The organism is Acidovorax sp. 35-64-16 (genome assembly GCF_002281195.1).
GTDB classification, from domain to species: Bacteria; Pseudomonadota; Gammaproteobacteria; order Burkholderiales; family Burkholderiaceae_C; genus Acidovorax; species Acidovorax defluvii.
Window position 1 is genome coordinate 25,296 of sequence record NZ_NCFM01000007.1, and the last position, 18,269, is coordinate 43,564.

The following is an 18,269-nucleotide window of genomic DNA, read 5'->3' on the forward strand; positions in this document are numbered from 1 at the left end:
CCAGTCTGGCACAGCCCGCCGGGGAACGGAAAAAAAAGGTCAGGCCATCTGGCTGATGGTCTTGCGAAAACGGGCCAGGGCGGCAGTGAACAGCACACCGCCAATTACCAATATGGACAGCAATTGCGGCCACACCATGTCGAGGCCGGCACCGCGGTACAGGACGGCCTGTGCGGCGGTGACGAAGTGCGTGGTCGGCGCGGCCAGCATCACTTGCTGCACGAATTCCGGCATGCTCTCGCGCGGCGTGACGCCGCCCGACAGCAATTGCAGTGGCAACAGGGTCAGCACCAGCAGCATGCCGAACTGCGGCATGGAGCGGGCCACGGTGGCCAGGAAGATGCCCATGGAGGTGGTGGCAAACAGGTGCAGCGCCGACAGCGCCATGAACAGCAGCACCGAGCCCTGCACCGGCACCCGAAGGACGCCCTGCACCACGAACACCAGCGCCACCAGCGCCGCCAGCAGCACCACCAGCCCCATGGACCACACCTTGGCCAGCATGATCTCGCCGGGCGTCACGGGCATGACCAGCAAATGCTCGATGGTGCCGTGCTCGCGCTCGCGGATCAGCGCCGCCCCGGTCAGGATGATGGACAGCATGGTGACGTTGTTGATGATCTTCATCAGCGATCCGAACCAGGCCTGTTCGAGGTTCGGGTTGAAGCGCATGCGCACGTTCAGGTCCACCGGCAGCTGCGCGGCGCTGCGGTGGCGCTGCACGAACTCGCCCACCTCGCCCGCCACGATCTGCTGGATATAGCCGCTGCCGGTGAACGCCTGGCTCATGCGCGTGGCGTCCACGTTGAGCTGCACTGCAGGGGCGAGCCCGGCCAGCACCTCGCGCTGGAAGTTGGGCGGGATGTCGAGCACGAAGGTGTAGGTGCCGTTGTCCATGCCGGCATCCATCTCGGCCAGCGTGATCAGGCGCGGGGTGGTGAAGTGCGGCGGGTAGAAGCTGGCCACGATGCGCGCCGACAGGGGCGAGTCGTCCTCGTCCACGATGGCGATGGTGGCCTTGCGCAGGCTCTCGGGCATGGCCGTGGCGGCCACGTAGATCGACACCGTGAAGATGTAGACGATCAGCACCAGCATCATGGGGTCGCGCACCAGGCTCCACAGCTCCTTGATCCCCAGGCGCCAGATGTTGGCAATGGATGCAGCGTGCATGTTCACGATTCCTGCTTTCGCAGCAGCAAGATGGCCGTGCCGACGATGACCGGCGCGGCGATCAGCAAGGGCCAGAACGAAGGCAGCAGGCTGCCCAGGTCCAGCGCCTTGCTGAAAACGCCCCGACTGATGGTGAGGAAATGCGTGGCCGGAAAAATGCGCCCAACGAAGGCGCCCACGCCTTCGAGCGAGGACACCGGGTTGATCAGCCCCGCATACTGGATGGACGGAATCAGGGTGCCGATCATGGTGACGAACATCGCTGAAATCTGGCTTCGGGAGAAGGTGGAGGCCAGCAGGCCAATGCCCGTGGACGACACAACGAACACCAGTGCCGCAAGCGCCAGCGTGGCAAAGCTGCCCTTGAGTGGCACATCGAACACCGTGACGGCCAGCGCGGTCATGAGCAGAAAGTTGAACATGGCCAGCGCGATGTAGGGCAGCTGCTTGCCCAGCAGAAATTCGGTGCGCGTAACGGGTGTGACATACAGGTTGATGATCGAGCCCAGCTCTTTTTCACGCACCACCGAGAGCGCCGTGAGCATGGCCGGTATCAGCATCAGCAGCAGCGGAATCACGGCCGGCACCATGGCGGGCAGGCTTCGCACGTCGGGGTTGTAGCGAAAGCGGGTCTCAACCGAGCTGGCCGCCGCCAGCCGCACGCCCAGCCGTTGCTGCGCCAGGTCGGCCAGCCACATCTGGTGCATGGCGCCGACATAGCCGCGCACGGTTTCCGCGCGCATGGGCATGGCGCCATCCACCCAGGCGGCCACCTGCACCGACCGGCCATGCTGCAGGTCGCGCGCAAAGCCGGGCGGAATTTCGATGGCCAGCGCCAGTTCGCCGCTGCGCATGCGCTGGTCCAGCTCGGCGTGGCTGCGAAGCGGGGGCTTTTCAATGAAGTAGCGCGAGCCCGCGAGGTTGAGGGTGTAGTTCTGGCTCAGCAGGGTCTGGTCGTGGTCCAGCACCGCATAGCTGAGGTCTTCCACGTCCATACTGATGCCGTAGCCAATGATGAACATCAGCAGGGCGGTTCCGAGCAGCGCCAGCGTGGCGCGCACCGGGTCGCGCCGCAGCTCCAGCGTCTCGCGCCACATGTAGCTCAGGGCGCGCCCCAGGCTGAAGAAACTCCGGCTCGGCGGCGCGGCGTGGGGCTCGGCGTTCCGTGCGGGGGCAGCCTCGGTGGCGCCCGGCGTGGGGGCGGGCGCTGGCGTGCGTTCAGCGGGCACGGCCCGCCGGGTGCCCGAGGCGTCTTCCAGGTAGGCAATGAAGGCTTGCTCCAGCGAGCCCGCGCCGCGCTGCATGGCAATGTCTGCCGGCTTGGCACTGACCAGCACCTTGCCGGCGTGCATGAGCGAGATACGGTCGCAGCGCTCGGCCTCGTTCATGAAGTGCGTGGAGATGAAGATCGTGACCCGGTCGCGCCGCGACAGCTCGATCAGCAGGCGCCAGAAGTTGTCGCGCGCCACCGGGTCCACGCCCGAGGTGGGCTCGTCCAGGATCAGCAGCTCGGGCTGGTGCACCATGGCCACCGCCAGCGACAGGCGCTGGCGCAGGCCCAGGGGCAGGGCATCGGGCAGGCTGTCAATCTCTTCCTGCAGGCCAAAGCGCTCGACCATGGCCTGCACGCGCCCTGGCACCTGGGCTTCGGGCACATGGAACAGGCGCGCGTGCAGCACCAGGTTTTGCCGCACGGTCTGCTCGCCATACAGCGAGAACGCCTGGGACATGTAGCCCACGCGGCGGCGGGTTTCGATGTCTTTGGGGTTCACTTTCTGGCCAAACAGCCAGGCATCCCCCTCGCTGGCCGGCAAGAGGCCGGTGAGCATTTTCATGGTGGTGGACTTGCCGCAACCGTTGGAGCCCAGAAACCCGAAGATCTCGCCGCGGCGGATGCGGAAATCCACATGGTCCACGGCCACGAAGTCGCCAAAGCGCATGGTCAGACCTTGCGCCTCGATGGCGACCTCGGCGTTGTCGCCCAGCGCCAGCGGTGTGATCTCCACGGGCTGGTGGCCGCGTCTTTTTGCCTCGGGCAACAGGCCGACGAAGGCGGCCTCGAGGTTGCGGGTGCCGGTGCGTTCCAGCAGCTCGTGGGGCGCACCGGTGGCGAGCACCTGGCCGTCGTCCATGGCCACCAGCCAGTCAAAGCGCTGGGCCTCGTCCATGTAGGCGGTGGCCACGACCACGCTCATCTGCGGGCGCTCTTGTCGGATGCTGGCAATCAGATCCCAGAACTGTGCGCGCGCCAGCGGGTCCACGCCGGTGGTGGGTTCATCCAGGATCAGCAGGTCGGGATCGTGAATCAGCGCACAGCACAGCCCCAGCTTTTGCTTCATGCCGCCCGAGAGCTTGCCTGCCGGGCGCGCCAGAAAGGGGTGCAGGCCGGTGCTGTGCGTGAGGTGATCGATGCGCCGTCGCCGCTCGGCCGCACCGTGGCCGAACAGGCGGGCGAAGAACTGCAGGTTTTCCTCGACCGAGAGCGTGGGGTACAGGTTTTTCCCAAGGCCTTGCGGCATGTAGGCAATGCGCGGGCAGACCGCATTGCGGTGCTGCGGGCTGCGCATGTCGCCGCCCAGCACCTGCAGGCTGCCCTGCTGCAGCGCCCGCGCGCCGGACACCAGTGCCAGCAGGCTGGATTTGCCCACGCCATCGGGCCCGATGAGCCCGACCATGCGCTGGGCGGGCAGGTCGAGCTGTATGTCCGCCAGCGCCACGGTTTTGCCGTAGCGCAGGCCCACACCGGCCAGCTGAACCACGCTGGGGGACGTTGCTGCCACGCCTTACTCCGGCAGCTTCACGGCCAGATGGGCCGGCCAGGGGGCGTTTGCGTCGAGCTTGAGCCAGGCCATGCCGGGCAGGCCGGTCTTGACCAGTTGCACATGCTTTTGCAGCAATTCGGGGGCGATCTGTGCCTTGACGCGGAACATCATCTTTTGCCGCTCGCTGGCGGTTTCCACCGTCTTGGGGGTGAATTGCGCGGTGCTGGCCACGAACGAAACCTTGGCCGGAATCACCAGTTGAGGCGCCGCATCGAGCACGATGCGCACCTCGCTGCCCAGGGCCAGCCTGCCGGCCACGGGTTCGGGCAGGAAGAAGGTCATGTAAACGTCGGACAGGTCCACCAGATTGAGCACCTTGCCGCCACCGCCGATGACTTCGCCGGGCTGGGCAATGCGGTATTGCACGCGGCCGCTGCGGGGGGCCACGAGGGCGCTGTCGTCGATGTCGGCCTTGATGCGCGCCACGGTGGCTTGCGCTGCGGTGACGGCTGCGCGCGCACTGGCTACCTGGGTGCGCGCCGCCGTGATGGCGGCTTGTGCGGCTTCGGCCTGTGCTCTGGAAGCCACCACGGCCGCTTGCAGGCTGCGCTCGCGGGCACGGTCGTCGTCCACTTCCTGGTCGGACGAGGCGCCTTCGCGCACCAGCGTCTGCGAGCGGGCCAGGCGCCTCTGTGCCGCATCCAGTTCGCTTTGCCGCTGTGCCACGAGGGCGAGTGCTGCCTGGCGGTCGCTCTCGCGCACGGCCACCTGGGCTTCGGCGTTGGCCACGGCGGCCACGGCCTGCTGGTGCCGCGCCCTGGCTTCGTCGTGCGAGGCCTGCAGGGTGTCGATCTGCATGTGGACCAGGGGTTGGCCGGCGGTGACGAAATCGCCCTCTTTCACCACGATGCTTTGCACGCGGCCGCCCAGCTTGGCCGCCACGTCGATTTCGGTGGCTTCGATGCGGCCGTTGCCGCTGACGAAACCTTCACCGGGGCCCTGCTGGCGCAAAGTGGTCCAGGCATAGGCGCCGACGGCCGCCACGGAGGCCAGGACGGCCAGAAGAATCAGCCGGTGCTTGAGGGTGGAGTTCATGGTGCTTGTAAGGGGGCTGGCTCAGGGAGCGGGACGGGGTGCGGTTGCGGAACTTGCGGAAGTGGGGGCCTCGGCCAGCGTGCCACCACCGAGCACGGCATACAGGCTGACCTGGCTCGACAGCAGGGCGCGGCGCAACTGCACCACCTGCTGGTCGGCCACCAGCAGGTCGCGCTGGGCATCGAGCACTTCCAGGAAGGCGGCGGCGCCATGGTCGTAGCGCAACTGGGACAGGCGCGCGCGCTCGCTCTGGGCGGCCCGCGCATCTTGCGCAATGGCCAGCTGGGCGGCCAGGGCCTCGCGCGCCACCAGTGCGTCGGATACATCGCGGAACGCGCCCTGCACGGTTTTCTCGTAGTTGGCCACGGCCATGTCGCGGCGCACCTCGGCCAGGTTCAGGTTGTTGCGCAGTCGCCCTCCGTTGAAGAGGGGCAGCGAGATGCTGGGCGAAAACGTCCAGGCCTGGCTGCCGCTGTCAAACAGGCCGCCCAGCTCGGCGCTGGCGGTGCCCAGCGAGCCTGTAAGCGCCACGCGAGGGAAAAACGCCGCACGCGCTGCGCCGATTTGCGCCTGGGCCGCCCGGAGCTGGTGCTCGGCGGCCATGATGTCCGGGCGCTGGGCCAGCAGGTCGGACGGCAGGCCCACGCGCAGTGGCGGCATCTGCAGGGTGTCCAGGCGCACGGTGGCAGGTGTTGGCCCCACCGGCGCACCCACCAGCAGCGCCAGGGCGTTGGCCTGCTGAGCGCGGGCCTGCTCCAGCTGGGCGCCCAGTGCCTCGGCCTGCGAGAGCAGCGTTTGCACCTGGGTAAGGTTCAACCGCGATGCGGACCCGACGTCCACGCGCCGCTGAAATATGCGCAGGCTTTCCTTGCGGCTGGCGATGGCCTGGTGCGCCAGCAGCAGGCGCTCCTCCAGCTCACGCAGCGCCAGTTCACTTTGGGCGACCTGTGCGATCAGACCCAGCGTGACGGCGCGCCGGGCCGCATCGCTGGCCAGGTAGTTTTGCAGGGCCGCGTCGTTCAGGCTGCGCACGCGCCCCCAGAAATCGATTTCCCAGCTGGCCAGGCCCACGCCAGCCTGGTACTGGCTGCCCAGCAAGGGCTGGCGCGTCAGGTTCAGGTCGGCCGGCACGCGCGAGCGGTCCATGCCGGCCTGGGCCCCCAGGGTGGGCAGCATGTCGGCGCGCTGGATGCCATAGGCGGCCCGCGCCTCCTGCACGCGCAGCGCGGTGGTGCGTAGATCGCGGTTGTTCTCCAGCGCCTGCGCAATCAGGGCCTGCAGGCGCGGGTCGGTGAAATAGTCGCGCCAGCCGGTGGTGGCGGCCGGCGTGCCGGTGTCCGTGCCCGGTGTGGCGTAGTGCGCGGGCACTGGCAAGGCGGGCGTCTCAAAAGGCGGTGCCATCGATGCGCAACCGGTGAGCACCAGCGTGGCGGCTGCCAGGGCGCAAGCAGCGCGGCGGGCCGTTGCAGGGGGCGTGGCCATGGCTATTTTTCCAGCACGTAGGTGCCGGGGGCGTCACCCACGGGAGGGTAGGCGGTAGCGCCTGCGCGGGGCGGTTTGACCGGGGTGCCCGAGCGCGCCTTGAGCCACGCCAGCCAGGCGGGCCACCAGGAGTCGGGTGTGTCCGGGGCAGCGGCCAGCCACTCGTCGGGCGGCAGGTAGTTGCCGCCTGCCGGGCGGGTCAGCATCTGGAAATGCCGGCGCGGGTTGCCGGGCGGGCTGACGATGCCGGCGTTGTGGCCGCCGCTGGTGAGCACGAAGGTGTTTTCGGCGGGGCTCAGCTGCTGCAGCTTGAAGACCGAGCGCCAGGGCGCCACGTGGTCGGTGACGGTGCCCACCATGAAGGTGGGCAAAGTGATGTCGCCCAGCGTCACGGGCTTGCCGTCCACCGGGTAGCGGCCCTCGCTGAGGTCATCGTCGAGGAACAGCCGGCGCAGGTACTGCGAGTGCATCTTGGCGGGCATGCGCGTGGTGTCGGCGTTCCAGGCCATCAGGTCGTTCATGGGGGCCCGCTCGCCCAGCAGGTATTCGCTGACCAGGCGCGACCACAGCAGGTCGTAGGAGCGCAGCATCTGGAACGCGCCGGCCATCTGGGCCCCCGTGAGGTAGCCGGTCTGGGCCATTTGCGCTTCCAGCAGGCTGATCTGGCTGTTGTCGATGAACAGGGCCAGTTCGCCTGGCTCGGTGAAGTCGGTCTGCGCCGCGAACATCGTCATGGAGGCCAGGCGCTCATCCCCGTCGCGCGCCATGGCGGCGGCCGCAATCGACAGCAGCGTGCCACCCAGGCAGTAGCCGGCGGCGTGCACCTTGGCCTGGGGCACGATGGTGTTGACGGCGTTCAGTGCGGCGTGAAAGCCCTGGTCCAGGTAATCGTCCATGCCCAGATCACGGTCCTCGGCGCCGGGGTTGATCCAGGAGATGCAAAACACCGTGTGCCCCTGGTCCACCAGATACTTGATGAGCGAGTTGTGGGGCGACAAATCGAGGATGTAGTACTTCATGATCCACGCCGGCACGATCAGGATCGGCTCGGGGTGCACGGCTTTGGTGGTGGGCGTGTACTGGATCAGTTCCATCACGCGGTTCTTCAGCACCACCTTGCCGGGGGTGATGCCCACGTCGCGGCCGACCACAAAATTCTCGGCGCCAGCGGGCGGCATGCCTGCGGCGTGGCGCCGGGCGTCGTCCAGCAGATGGAGCGCGCCACGCGCCAGGTTGGCACCACCTTGCGCCAGCGTGCGGTTCAGCACCACGGGGTTGGTGGCCAGCTGGTTGCCGGGCGAGAACACATCGAGAAACTGCCGGGCCGCGAAGGCCACCATGTCTTCGTGGTGCTTGTCCACACCCCAGACACCATGCGTTGCGGCGGCCCACCATTGCTCGGTGAGCACAAAGGACTGGTGCACGAGGTTGAACGGCCACTGCTGCCATGCGGGGTCGGCAAAACGCCGGTCCTGGGCAGGGGTCGCCACGGCATGGCGGGCTTTTTTGTCAGGGCCGGCAGCCATTCGTGCCTGGGCATAGGCGGCCAATTCCTGCCCCTGGCGCAGCGCCAGGTGCGCCAGGTCCATGCACTTGCCTGGTGAGGCGGCCAGATGCAGGGCCCAGTCGCTGCCCGCCATCAGGGCGGAGGCGTGGGACAGCGACGCAACGCTGCGGGCAATAGCCGCGTGCACGGTGGGGTCGAGCCGTTCGGCCATGGACAGGGTGGTGTTCGCAGGGGTTGGCATGAATGGAGTCCCAGATGAAAAGCGGGCCGATGGTGCCGTTGCACTTTACGCAGGCCAGACGATGAGTGACTTGAGATGTATCAATTTTATCTGCTTACCGACCGGTCGGTAGATAATAATGCCGAGCATAGCCAGAACGCGAGACAAAACGATGACCCAGCAACTGCCACCCTCCGGCGCGGCCCCGGCCGTCGTGCCGCTGCGACAGCGCCTGCCCCCCGAGGTGCGTGTGCTGCAGATTCTGGACGCCGCGCTGGTCGAATTCTCCGAGCGGGGCTTTGCCGCAGCCCGGATGGACGACATCGCGCGCCGCTGCGGGCTCTCCAAAGGCGGCCTCTACGCCCATTTCGCGGGCAAGGAGGAAGTGTTCGAGGCACTGCTGACCCGCTCGCTCGCGCCACCCGACTTTGGGCAAATGCCGGTGCTGGGCAACGGCATACGGCCGCTGGCGCAGTGGGTGGTAGACAAGCTCTATGACTCGCTGGGCCGCCCTGGCGCGGTGGCCACGCTGCGCCTGCTGGTGGCTGAAAGTGCGCGTGTGCCGCACCTCGTTGCCTTATGGAAGCGCAACGTGGTGCAGCCCCATCTGGCCTTGCTGGGCGACATTCTGCGTGCCCACGCCGTGCAGGAGGGGTGGGTTCCCAGCGTGATCACGCAAGAGCCGTGGCTGGTGGTCTCGCCGGTGGTGCATGCCCTGCTGTCGCAGGTGGTGCTGGGCGATGCAGACCCACAAGAACTTGCGCACTACCGCCAGGGCCATGTCGCCCTGCTGTGCGAACTGCTGGACCCTGCATCCCGCATCCTGCCGCCGGCTCAGCCTGCGGCGAAGTGATCGAATGATGCGTAGCGCTGCACCACGGGCCGGCCTTGCGCGTCCACCAGTCGCAGGCCGGGTTCGGCCTCGATGCGGCCGATGCGCGTGACGGGCGTGCTGCTGGCCAGTGCCGCAGCGGCCACCGCAGCGCGGCGGGCCACCGGGGCGGTGAAGGCCAGTTCGTAGTCATCGCCCCCGGCCAGAGTGCACTGGTGAAGCAGTTCAGGGTCAAATTGGCTTCTAGCGCTTATGGGAAAATCGCTAGCAGCTATCAAATCAGTAGTAATTGAGGTATCGATGCAGGCGCCTGTTCCCGAGGCGCGCAGGATGTGGCCCAGGTCGCCGAGCAGCCCGTCGCTCACATCCAGGGCACTGCTTGCCACGCCGCGCAACGCCAGGCCCAGCGCCACGCGGGGCGTGGGCCGCTCCAGGCGCAGGCGGGCGGCGGCCAGCACATCGGCGGGCAGGGCGATGTGCCCTTGCAATGCCTCCAGCGCCAGCCGGGCATCGCCCAGCGTGCCGCTGACATAGATGTCGTCGCCAGGCCGCGCGCCGCTGCGCAGCAAGGCTTGGCCTGCGGGCACCTCCCCAAACACCGTGATGCAGATATTGAGCGGTCCTTGCGTGGTGTCGCCGCCCACCAGCTCGCAGCCGTGTCCGTCGGCCAGGGCCAGCAGCCCGCGCGAAAACGCTTCGAGCCAGGGTGCATCCACGCGGGGCAGTGCCAGGGCCAGCGTAAAGGCCAGCGGGCGCGCGCCGCAGGCCGCCAGGTCCGACAGGTTCACGGCCAGCGCCTTGTGCCCCAGGCGCTCGGGGTCCACGTCGGCAAAGAAGTGGCGGCCTTGCACCAGCATGTCGCTGGAGACGGCCAGCTGCATGCCCGGCGCGGGCGCCAGCAGCGCGCAGTCGTCGCCCACGCCCAGGGCGGCGCGGCGCACGGGCCGCGTGAAGTAGCGTGCAATCAGGTCGAATTCACCCATGGGGACGAATTGTGCGGTGTGTCGCGCATCCGAGCATCGGCGCGGTGGCGCAGGCTTGGCTGGTTACCCGCCGCCGCACCTTGTGCACAGTGGCATCGGGCGGGTCAGTTGGTGCCTCGAAAACGCAATGCGGCCTGGCGGCTGACTTCAGCCAGCAGCTGTTCTTCGCGCTGGCGCTCGCGCAGCCAGCGGGCGTCGTTCTGTCCGGCTTCGGTTTCGGTGCGCAGCATGTGCATGGCGTTGGAAGCGCCTTGCATGGCCGCGTGTCCTGCGATCTGGTCCATGGTCATGCGGATATGGTCGCGCAGCGGCATGTGGTCGCCGGTGGCAGGGTCGACATACACGGCGTCCATGCCAAAACGGCAGGCCTGGAAGCGGTTGTAGGTGTAGACGAGGTAGTCGTCCTCCTGGGGCATGAAGGGTTGCGCGTTCAGGAACCACGCGCCGAGCGACTGCACGAAGCCAGCCAGCGCGGCGGCACGCTCGATGGTCAGTGGCGTGTCGAACACCCGGATCTCGATGGTGCCGAACTCGGGCTTGGGGCGGATGTCCCAGTAAAAGTCCTTCATGCTCTTGACCACACCGGTGCGGGTCATCTTGTTGAAGTAGGTGGTGAAATCGTCCCAGGTCAGTGCAAACGGCGCGCGGCCCGACAGGGGAAACGCGAACACCGAGTTGAGCCGCGCCGAGTCGAACGCCGTGTCCTGTCCCTGCACGTAGGGGCTGGAGGCCGACAGCGCAATGAAATGCGGGATGTAGCGCGACATGCGGTGCAGCATCAGGAGCGCGGCGTCGGCATCGGGGCAGCCAATGTGTACATGCTGGCCAAAGATGGTGAACTGCTTGGAAAGGTAGCCATACAGCTGCGACAGCTCCTGAAAGCGTGGCTTGTCGTAGATGCGCCGCTCGTGCCACTGCTGGAACGGGTGCGTGCCGCCGCCCACCACGGCAATGTTGAGCTTGTCCGCGCTTTTGACCAGCGCGTCGCGGATGGGGCTGAGCTGCCCCAGCACCTCGCTGGCCGAATGGCAGATGCCGGTGGAGATTTCGATCATGCTGTTCGTCATCTCGGGCACTACGCTGCCAGGCAGCGGCACCTTGCGCATCAGGCGCAGCATGTCTTCGGCGTAGGGCGCCAGATCGTAGTCGTGGGTGTTGACCAGCTGCAGCTCCAGCTCCACGCCCAGCGTCAGCGGTTCGGAATGGGTAAAGGCTTCAAGACTCACTGCGGTCTCCATTGCCGCCGCGCGACAGCGGGGCCCAAGGTTTGGAACTCTCGCCCGCGCGGTAGATGGCTACCGTGGCGATCACGGCGCCCAGCACTTCCATGAGCAAGATGGCGGGCAGCGCCACGCGGGCAATCAGGTGGCCCGTGGAGGGGGATGCCACCACGAACTGCGAGGCGATCAGCAGTGCAATGGACGACATGGGTGTCATGGCGCAGCCCACCCACAGGGCCTGGCGCCAGCTGGCACCGCTGCCCACATTGCCCAGCCCTACGCCCACGGCCTTTGCGGCCAGTCGCACGGCGATCAGTGCCAGCACCACGCCGACCACGGGGCCGCTCCAGTCGGCCTGCGCCGCCACGGTGGACACCAGCACGAACATCAGCATGGTGAGCAGCGACGAGGCGTTGCCCAGCTGGCGCGGCCAGGCCCACGGGCGCGGGTTGAGCTGCTTGAGCAGCATGCCGCCCAGCAGGGCCGCCAGCGGCGCGGAGCCACCCATGTGCGCTGCCACGGCGGTGGCAGCGGCGATCAGGGCCAGCAGCAGCATCGAGGTGTTTTCGCTGGTCGGACTCATGAAGCGCAAGGCCATGCGCAGCGCCAGCGACAGCACAGCCGCCACGATGATCGACACGCCCAGCACCACCACCACGGGATACATGGTGTCCAGCAACGTGACGCTCTGGCGGTTGATCTGCTCGGCACGGGCGCTGCCCAGGGTGAGCGCATAGAGGGTGGACAGGGTGGCGAGCACAATGGCGCGCTCGGTGACGGGGCCAGCCGCGCGGGTGTCGGCCACCACGCGCGTCAGCACGGCGGGCGATGCGGCCAGCGCCACCAGGGCCAGCGGGCCAGCCACATGCGCGGGCATGTCCAGCCACACCAGCACCCAGTAGACGGCAAAGTAGGTCAGTGCCGATTCGGCAATGCTCTGCACCAGCACCATGGGGTTGTGGCGAAACCAGCGCAGCGGAATGCGCCCGCCGCACTCGAACAGCACGATGGAGATGCCCAGCTCCAGCAGAAACAGCCCGATGCCCTGAAGCGGCCACACCGCCCCGCTGAAGCCTGCCAGACCGGCAGCGGTGCCCACCAGGGAGTAGCCCACCACTTTGGGCAGGCCTGTGTGGCGCTGGCACAGATAACCCGCGATAGCGGCCACCGCCAGCAACAGCGACCATTGCACCGTGGGCAACCCGGCCGAAGGGCGCAGCCACTGCGCCCAGAAGCTCAGGATTTCGTTCATGTCATGGGTCCTCTCCATCAGACGGGCAGCGCCCGGTGGGCGGGAAAGACAGGCTGCGCCTGCTGGCGCCACGGTCCTTCCCGGCGGTTACCTGAATTTACATGCGCAAACGACAGTGCCCTGTAGGACAGCGGCGCCCGTGTTTGCGCAGGCCAGAAGCGCCTGAATCAGGCGGCCTGGCGTTCAGGCACGAAAAAGCTCAACGGCGCCTTGAGCAGGCGGTGCCGCATTGCTGCATAGATGCGAGAGCGGTCAACACCGCTCACGTTGTGGGCTCGCAATGCCAAGCGGAAAGCCATGTAAAAGCTTACTCCGACATTGAGGGCGCCCAGCAGGGGAATGGTGGCTACGGCCCACCAGAACGCACTCTGGTGAATGACGTCCCAGCCCAGCGCAGCCGTGGCCGCGCCCAACTGCCCTGAAGACAGTGTGACATGGCGCACGTCCAGCCCCAACCCGAAAAACCCTGCAAACGCCGGGACCAGGCCGAGCATGAAGCCCAGCGAGATGTTGGCGGCAAAGCCCGACAGGTTCTCGCGCAGAAAGTGCGCCCAGCGCGCCGCGCGTTCCTTGCCCAGCCGGGCGGTGATGCGCGGGTTGTAGCGCACGGCCGAGTCGAGCCGGTGCAGCACAAACCAGTTTTCGGTCCAGCCCGCGATGATGCTGGAGGCAAACAGCAGCACGCCCGTGAATGCTGCAAACAGCAGCGACGGACCCAGGAGGTGCAGCGACTCCAGCACATGGCCGGCTTCTTTCGTGCTGATGGCGGGCGAGCCCTTGGCCCATGCAATCAGCAGCGCCAGGCCCAGAACCAGGGGGTACACCACCAGCACATTGCCCAGCACGGCTGCAACCTGTGAGCGCACCAGGTGGGTGACTTCATCGACAAACGACTCAATGGCCTCGCCCGAGGCCAGCTCCTTGAGCTTGGCCGCCATGGCGGGGGCGGTCATGGCCGGCTGTTTGGTGGCTACGGTGAAGTGCAGCAACTGCACCAGCACAAAGCTCAAGGCATAGTTCGCCCCCGCCCAGAAGCCGCCCCAAAACGCCGACAGCGCCATTGCGTAAAGGGCAAACTTGGCCAGCGTGGTGAAGGCCATCACGGCGCCGCCGCCAGCGGCTTTCTTCACCATGGAGCGGTATTCGACCGCCGTGCGCGTGATGTAGTGTTCGCCCGTCTCGGCGCTGCGCTCGGCCACTTTGGCGGCCAGCAGTGACGAGTTGGATGCCAGCAGCGCCCGCAGGCTGCGCCGCTCTTGCCCCACCTCTACCAGATGCGCCAGAAGGCGGGCCGCCGTGACGGCGGGCTGGGGGGACAGCAGGCAGTCGAGCAACTCGCGCACCCGCAGGATGCGCGCACGCAACTGGCGCAGCCGAAACACCAGGTCCACGGAAATTCCGTTGTCTTCAAAGTGCGTGTAAACGGTGGCAGCGGCGGCACGGCAGGCTTCCAGGCGCTCGCGCAGTCGCCGGGCTGCCTCCTGCAGCCGGTCGGGGGTGCGCAGCGCATGCAACACTTCCACGCGCAGGCTTTCCACATCACGGATCAGCGCATGAAAGGGTTGCGACTCGCGGGCCGATTCGCTCATGCGCAGGCGCAACCCCGGCGCAAAGCCGGTCGAGAGGATCTGCCCCGCGCAGTAGGTGATGGCGTCCAGCAGTGCGTGCTGCCAGCGCGATGCGCCCTGAGGGCTTTTCGGCGTCAGCAGGGCTACCAGCCGGTTCAGCGTGGCTTCGTCCAGTGCGCCGAGCCACTTTGCATCGAAAGCACTGGGCAGGGCCAGAACGAAGAGCTCCGATGCGTCAATGGTTTCGGGGCTGTGCGGCAGCAGCTTGTTGCGCAGTCGCTCTGCGGCTTCGCTGAGCAGTGCCGTGTCCTTGGCAAAGCCAAAATCAGCCAGCAGCGTGGTGATGTCTACCGACTCCACAAGGGTGGCCCACCAGGTTTGCAGCTGCCGCTGCACATCGGGGCGCGCCTCGACCGCTTCCAGAAACAGTTGGACCCGGGACGTGGAACCCGGTACCGAATCGCGCGCGCCACGCACCCAGTCGAGCAGGTCAATCAGCCATACATGGCGCTGCCCAAGTCCTGCGTGTGGGTCCAGGGCCGCCAGCAGCTCCGCCAAATCCGGGGCCGGCCGCTTCAATGCAGCACCCTTCCGTTCATGGGCTGACCCGAGGGTCCGGGGGTGGTCGCCTCCAGCACGAACAAGGGGATCGGGCTGCTGAATGGTTCGCCGTCTTCTGCCACGCAGTAAAACGTGCCGTGCATGGTGCCACTGGCGGTGCGCAGACCGCAACCGCTGGTGTACTGGAACGACTGGCCCGGTTTGAGCAAAGGCTGCTGGCCCACCACGCCCAGGCCTTTGACCTCTTCGGTGTGGCCCCGGGCGTCACTGATGATCCAGTGGCGCGAGATCAGCTGGGCGGGCGCTTCGCCTGCATTGGTGATGGTGATGGTGTAGGCAAAGCTGAAGACGCCAGAGTCCGGGGAGGACTGTTCCGGCAGGTACTCTGGCTGTACTTCCACATCAAACTGGTACTTGGGCATGGGCGAATGGTAACTGCGACAATCGGGCCATGAGCCGACCTTTTCGCATTGCCCCCTCGATCCTCTCAGCCGATTTCGCCCGTTTGGGCGAAGAAGTGCGCAGCGTCATTGCCGCCGGTGCCGACTGGATTCACTTCGACGTGATGGACAACCATTACGTACCCAACCTCACCTTTGGCCCCATGGTCTGCCAGGCCCTCAAGCCGCATGCCAAAACGGCTGCCGGCGTGGCGGTGCCCGTTGATGTGCACCTGATGATCCAGCCCGTGGACGCCCTGGCTGCCGCGTTTGCCGACGCGGGCGCCGACTACATCAGCTTTCACCCCGACGCCTCGGGCCATGTGCACCGCAGCATCCAGGCCATTCGCAGCAAGGGCGTCAAACCCGGCCTGGTGTTCAACCCGGCCGAACCGCTGGATGTGCTGGACTGGGTGATCGACGACATCGACCTCATCCTCATCATGAGCGTGAACCCCGGTTTTGGCGGCCAGAGCTTCATTGACTCGGCCCTGCGCAAGATCGAAGCCGTGCGCAAGCGCATCGACGCCTCGGGCAAGGACATCCGCCTGGAGGTGGATGGTGGCATCAAGGCCGACAACATCCGCCGTGTGGCCGATGCGGGTGCCGACACCTTTGTGGCGGGCAGCGCCATTTTTGGCAAACCCGATTACAAGGGTGTGGTGGACGCGATGCGCGGGGCGCTTGCTGGCTGAAGCTGCGGGGCGAGTGATGAATGCCATGGAGTTGAGCCACCTCCGCTACGACGCCGCCATCATCGACCTGGATGGCACGATGGTGGACACCTTGGGCGACTTTGCCGAAGCCCTCAACCGGATGCTGGGCGATCTGGAACTGCCACCCATTGCGGCGCAGCACATCGAACGCATGGTGGGCAAGGGCTCTGAACATTTGCTGCGTTCAGTGCTCAATCACGTGCTAGAGCATATGGGTAAAGCGCCTACAGCTATTGAAATTGAAGCGCTCTACGCCCATGCCTGGCCCAGCTACCAGCGGCACTATCTGGCCATCAATGGACACTACGCGCGCGTCTATCCCGGCGTGGAGGCAGGCCTGCAGGCCCTGCGCCATGCTGGCCTGCGTCTGGCATGCCTGACCAACAAGCCCACTTCGTTTGCTTTGCCGTTGCTACGCGCCAAGGGGCTGGAGGGCTATTTCGAGCAGGTTTTCGGGGGTGACAGCTTTGACAAAAAAAAGCCCGACCCGTTGCCGTTGCTGAAAACCTGCGAGGCCCTGCAAACCGCGCCTGCCCGCACGCTGATGGTGGGTGACTCGTCCAACGATGCGCAGGCCGCTCGCGCTGCTGGCTGCCCTGTGGTGCTGGTCACCTACGGCTACAACCACGGCCTGCCGGCGCAGGCGGTGGATGCAGACGGGTACGTGGCTTCGCTGGAGTTGCTGCTGGCGTGAGCCGGGGTGCCCGTCAGGCGCCTGCCCCGATGACGGCTTGCCCGCTGTAGCCAATGTGCCCTGCGGGGGCTGCCGCCGTAGCGGCCTGGCGGCGCTGCGCCGGTGCCGCCAGGGGCGTGTGCAGGCCAGAGGCCAGCTTGAACACTGCAACGGCGTCGACCAGTTGCCCGGCCTGGAGCCTGAGACCGTCTGCGGCTGCGGCGCTTTGCTCCACCAGGGCCGCGTTTTGTTGGGTCGCCTGGTCCATCTGGGTGATGGCCTCGCCCACCTGCGAGACGCCCGAGCTTTGCTCGCTGCTGGCGGCGCTGATCTCTCCCATGATGTCGGTCACGCGGCGGATGGACGCGACCACTTCGGTCATGGTGGTGCCGGCCTTGTCCACCAGCCGGGTGCCTTGTTCCACCCGTTCCACGCTCGCGCCGATGAGGCTCTTGATTTCCCGGGCGGCCTCGGCACTGCGGCCCGCCAAGCTGCGCACTTCGCCGGCCACCACGGCAAAACCTCGGCCCTGCTCGCCTGCGCGGGCGGCCTCCACCGCTGCGTTCAGCGCCAGGATGTTGGTCTGGAACGCAATGGAATCGATCACGCCAATGATGTCGGCGATCTTCTTGCTGCTGTCGTTGATGCCCTTCATGGTGTCCACCACTTCAGCCACCACGTCGCCACCCTGCACGGCCACCGTTGACGCGCTCATGGCCAGCTGATTGGCCTGGCGCGCGTTGTCGGCGTTCTGGCGCACGGTAGAACCCAGTTCTTCCATGGAGGCTGCGGTTTCTTCCAGGGCGCTGGCCTGCTGCTCGGTGCGGGCAGAGAGGTCGTTGTTGCCTGTGGCGATTTCCACGCTGGCGGTTGCAACCCCCTCGGCGCTGTTGCGCACATTGCCCACAATGGCCGCCAGGCGTGATTGCATGGTGGCCAGCGCCTGCAGCAACTGGCCGGTTTCGTCGCGGCTGTCGCAGGCAATGGGGCAGGTGAGGTCGCCGTTGGCAATGCGCTCAGCAGCTTGTCTGCCCAGTTGCACGGGACGCACGATGGATCGTGTCACCGTCCAGGCGAGCAAGGCGCCCAGCGCTACCGCGACCAGGGTGCCCACCCCCAGCAGCATCTGGCTGCCTCGGGCCAGGGTGCTGGTGTCGCGCTGGCTGTCGGCCAGCTGCGTGGCCATGGTTTTGCGCAGATCGTCCAGTGCCCCGAGGTATCTGTCGGCCAGGGGACGCAGGTCTGTGTCCACCATGGCGGGCACATTGGGCTCGCCGCCGCGGTGCAGTTCACGGATCTCGTTCAGTTTGTCGCTGTAGGCGGCACGCGCCGCGGCAATGGCTGTCAGCAGGGCGCGCGCCTGGTCATCCTGCACCAGGCCCTCAATGCGTTTGACCTTGCTCTCCATGCTGGTGGCCGTGGCCTGGGTGTCGGCCGTGAGCTTTTCCATGTAGTCGCGATCGATGGCCTTGAGGAACGCTTCGGTGCGCACCCAGTTCAGCCGGATGTCGGATGCCCAGTCTTCCACCAGCGTCTGCTGTTCAATCTCTTGGGTGGCCACCCTCTCGCTGGCCATCTGCAGGCTGGAAATGCGCCACATGCCCATGGCCGCAATGAGCGCCGTGATGACCAGAATGGCGCCGAAAGAAAGGCCCAGACGCAGGCCGACGGGAAGGTTGCTGAGTTTCATGGTGGCCTTGATAAGCGATAGGGGGCTGCGGTGGGGGCGGTCCACCAAGCCTGCCCAGGCGTTGGTGTTGCGGCTAAAAATGCTTCAGGAGCTGGGTG

The 18,269-nt window shown here is 66.6% G+C and carries 14 protein-coding genes; 3 read left to right on the forward strand and 11 right to left on the reverse strand.

Annotated elements, in window-relative coordinates; all coding sequences use genetic code 11:
* Positions 1-39: 39 nt before the first annotated feature.
* From B7Y64_RS07540 to B7Y64_RS07560, 5 genes are read right to left on the reverse strand one after another with little or no spacing between them, the layout of a single operon-like run.
* Positions 40-1,170, reverse strand: coding sequence for an ABC transporter permease (locus tag B7Y64_RS07540; RefSeq protein WP_291326846.1), 1,131 nt, complete (start codon positions 1,168-1,170; stop codon positions 40-42).
* A 2-nt stretch (positions 1,171-1,172) separates the two neighbouring features.
* On the reverse strand, positions 1,173-3,950 hold the full coding sequence (gene rbbA, locus B7Y64_RS07545; RefSeq protein ID WP_291326844.1) for a ribosome-associated ATPase/putative transporter RbbA: 2,778 nt from the start codon (positions 3,948-3,950) through the stop codon (positions 1,173-1,175).
* 3 nt (positions 3,951-3,953) lie between these two features.
* On the reverse strand, positions 3,954-5,027 hold the full coding sequence (locus tag B7Y64_RS07550) for an efflux RND transporter periplasmic adaptor subunit (protein WP_291326843.1): 1,074 nt from the start codon (positions 5,025-5,027) through the stop codon (positions 3,954-3,956).
* Positions 5,028-5,048: 21 nt separating this feature from the next.
* Positions 5,049-6,509: an efflux transporter outer membrane subunit gene (locus B7Y64_RS07555; protein ID WP_291328611.1), complete on the reverse strand. Its 1,461-nt coding sequence runs from the start codon at positions 6,507-6,509 to the stop codon at positions 5,049-5,051.
* 2 nt (positions 6,510-6,511) lie between these two features.
* Complete coding sequence (locus B7Y64_RS07560) at positions 6,512-8,257, reverse strand: alpha/beta fold hydrolase (RefSeq protein WP_291328613.1); 1,746 nt, start codon at positions 8,255-8,257, stop codon at positions 6,512-6,514.
* A 151-nt stretch (positions 8,258-8,408) separates the two neighbouring features.
* Here B7Y64_RS07560 and B7Y64_RS07565 point away from each other — a divergent pair, with 151 nt between their 5' ends.
* Positions 8,409-9,089 carry a TetR/AcrR family transcriptional regulator gene (locus B7Y64_RS07565; protein WP_291325722.1) on the forward strand — a complete coding sequence of 227 codons (681 nt, stop codon included), beginning with the start codon at positions 8,409-8,411 and terminating at the stop codon, positions 9,087-9,089.
* Here the strand turns inward: B7Y64_RS07565 and thiL are convergent.
* From thiL to apaG, 5 genes are all read right to left on the reverse strand, one after another.
* On the reverse strand, positions 9,071-10,051 hold the full coding sequence (gene thiL, locus B7Y64_RS07570) for a thiamine-phosphate kinase (protein WP_291325721.1): 981 nt from the start codon (positions 10,049-10,051) through the stop codon (positions 9,071-9,073). The genes B7Y64_RS07565 and thiL overlap by 19 nt on opposite strands.
* A 104-nt stretch (positions 10,052-10,155) precedes the next feature.
* Positions 10,156-11,277, reverse strand: coding sequence for a YbdK family carboxylate-amine ligase (locus tag B7Y64_RS07575; protein WP_291325719.1), 1,122 nt, complete (start codon positions 11,275-11,277; stop codon positions 10,156-10,158).
* The gene (locus B7Y64_RS07580) at positions 11,267-12,523 is read right to left on the reverse strand and encodes a cation:proton antiporter (RefSeq protein WP_024813249.1); all 1,257 of its coding nucleotides are present in this window, start codon (positions 12,521-12,523) and stop codon (positions 11,267-11,269) included. Before B7Y64_RS07580 ends, B7Y64_RS07575 begins: the two co-directional genes overlap by 11 nt.
* 167 nt (positions 12,524-12,690) lie before the next feature.
* Complete coding sequence (locus B7Y64_RS07585) at positions 12,691-14,670, reverse strand: site-specific recombinase (RefSeq protein WP_291325717.1); 1,980 nt, start codon at positions 14,668-14,670, stop codon at positions 12,691-12,693.
* Positions 14,667-15,074: a Co2+/Mg2+ efflux protein ApaG gene (gene apaG, locus B7Y64_RS07590; protein WP_291325715.1), complete on the reverse strand. Its 408-nt coding sequence runs from the start codon at positions 15,072-15,074 to the stop codon at positions 14,667-14,669. The genes B7Y64_RS07585 and apaG overlap by 4 nt, the downstream gene beginning before the upstream one ends.
* 29 nt (positions 15,075-15,103) lie before the next feature.
* Between apaG and rpe the strand changes: the two genes are divergently transcribed.
* Positions 15,104-15,787 carry a ribulose-phosphate 3-epimerase gene (gene rpe, locus B7Y64_RS07595; RefSeq protein ID WP_114655298.1) on the forward strand — a complete coding sequence of 228 codons (684 nt, stop codon included), beginning with the start codon at positions 15,104-15,106 and terminating at the stop codon, positions 15,785-15,787.
* A gap of 16 nt (positions 15,788-15,803) precedes the next feature.
* A complete protein-coding gene (gph, locus tag B7Y64_RS07600) occupies positions 15,804-16,502 on the forward strand; it encodes a phosphoglycolate phosphatase (protein ID WP_291325713.1) in 699 nt (232 codons plus the stop codon).
* A 13-nt stretch (positions 16,503-16,515) separates the two neighbouring features.
* Here gph and B7Y64_RS07605 read toward each other — a convergent pair whose 3' ends face one another.
* Positions 16,516-18,171, reverse strand: a complete 1,656-nt coding sequence (locus B7Y64_RS07605) for a methyl-accepting chemotaxis protein (protein WP_291325711.1) — start codon at positions 18,169-18,171, stop codon at positions 16,516-16,518.
* Positions 18,172-18,269: the final 98 nt, after the last annotated feature.

What these genes read in the sequence shown, in the direction of transcription:
- B7Y64_RS07540 (WP_291326846.1), bottom strand. Translation starts at nt 1,170, where the DNA reads ATGCACGCTGCATCCATTGCCAACATCTGGCGCCTGGGGATCAAGGAG.
- B7Y64_RS07550 (WP_291326843.1), bottom strand. Translation starts at nt 5,027, where the DNA reads ATGAACTCCACCCTCAAGCACCGGCTGATTCTTCTGGCCGTCCTGGCC.
- B7Y64_RS07555 (WP_291328611.1), bottom strand. Translation starts at nt 6,509, where the DNA reads ATGGCCACGCCCCCTGCAACGGCCCGCCGCGCTGCTTGCGCCCTGGCA.
- B7Y64_RS07560 (WP_291328613.1), bottom strand. Translation starts at nt 8,257, where the DNA reads ATGCCAACCCCTGCGAACACCACCCTGTCCATGGCCGAACGGCTCGAC.
- B7Y64_RS07565 (WP_291325722.1), top strand. Translation starts at nt 8,409, where the DNA reads ATGACCCAGCAACTGCCACCCTCCGGCGCGGCCCCGGCCGTCGTGCCG.
- thiL (WP_291325721.1), bottom strand. Translation starts at nt 10,051, where the DNA reads ATGGGTGAATTCGACCTGATTGCACGCTACTTCACGCGGCCCGTGCGC.
- B7Y64_RS07580 (WP_024813249.1), bottom strand. Translation starts at nt 12,523, where the DNA reads ATGAACGAAATCCTGAGCTTCTGGGCGCAGTGGCTGCGCCCTTCGGCC.
- apaG (WP_291325715.1), bottom strand. Translation starts at nt 15,074, where the DNA reads ATGCCCAAGTACCAGTTTGATGTGGAAGTACAGCCAGAGTACCTGCCG.
- rpe (WP_114655298.1), top strand. Translation starts at nt 15,104, where the DNA reads ATGAGCCGACCTTTTCGCATTGCCCCCTCGATCCTCTCAGCCGATTTC.
- gph (WP_291325713.1), top strand. Translation starts at nt 15,804, where the DNA reads ATGAATGCCATGGAGTTGAGCCACCTCCGCTACGACGCCGCCATCATC.
- B7Y64_RS07605 (WP_291325711.1), bottom strand. Translation starts at nt 18,171, where the DNA reads ATGAAACTCAGCAACCTTCCCGTCGGCCTGCGTCTGGGCCTTTCTTTC.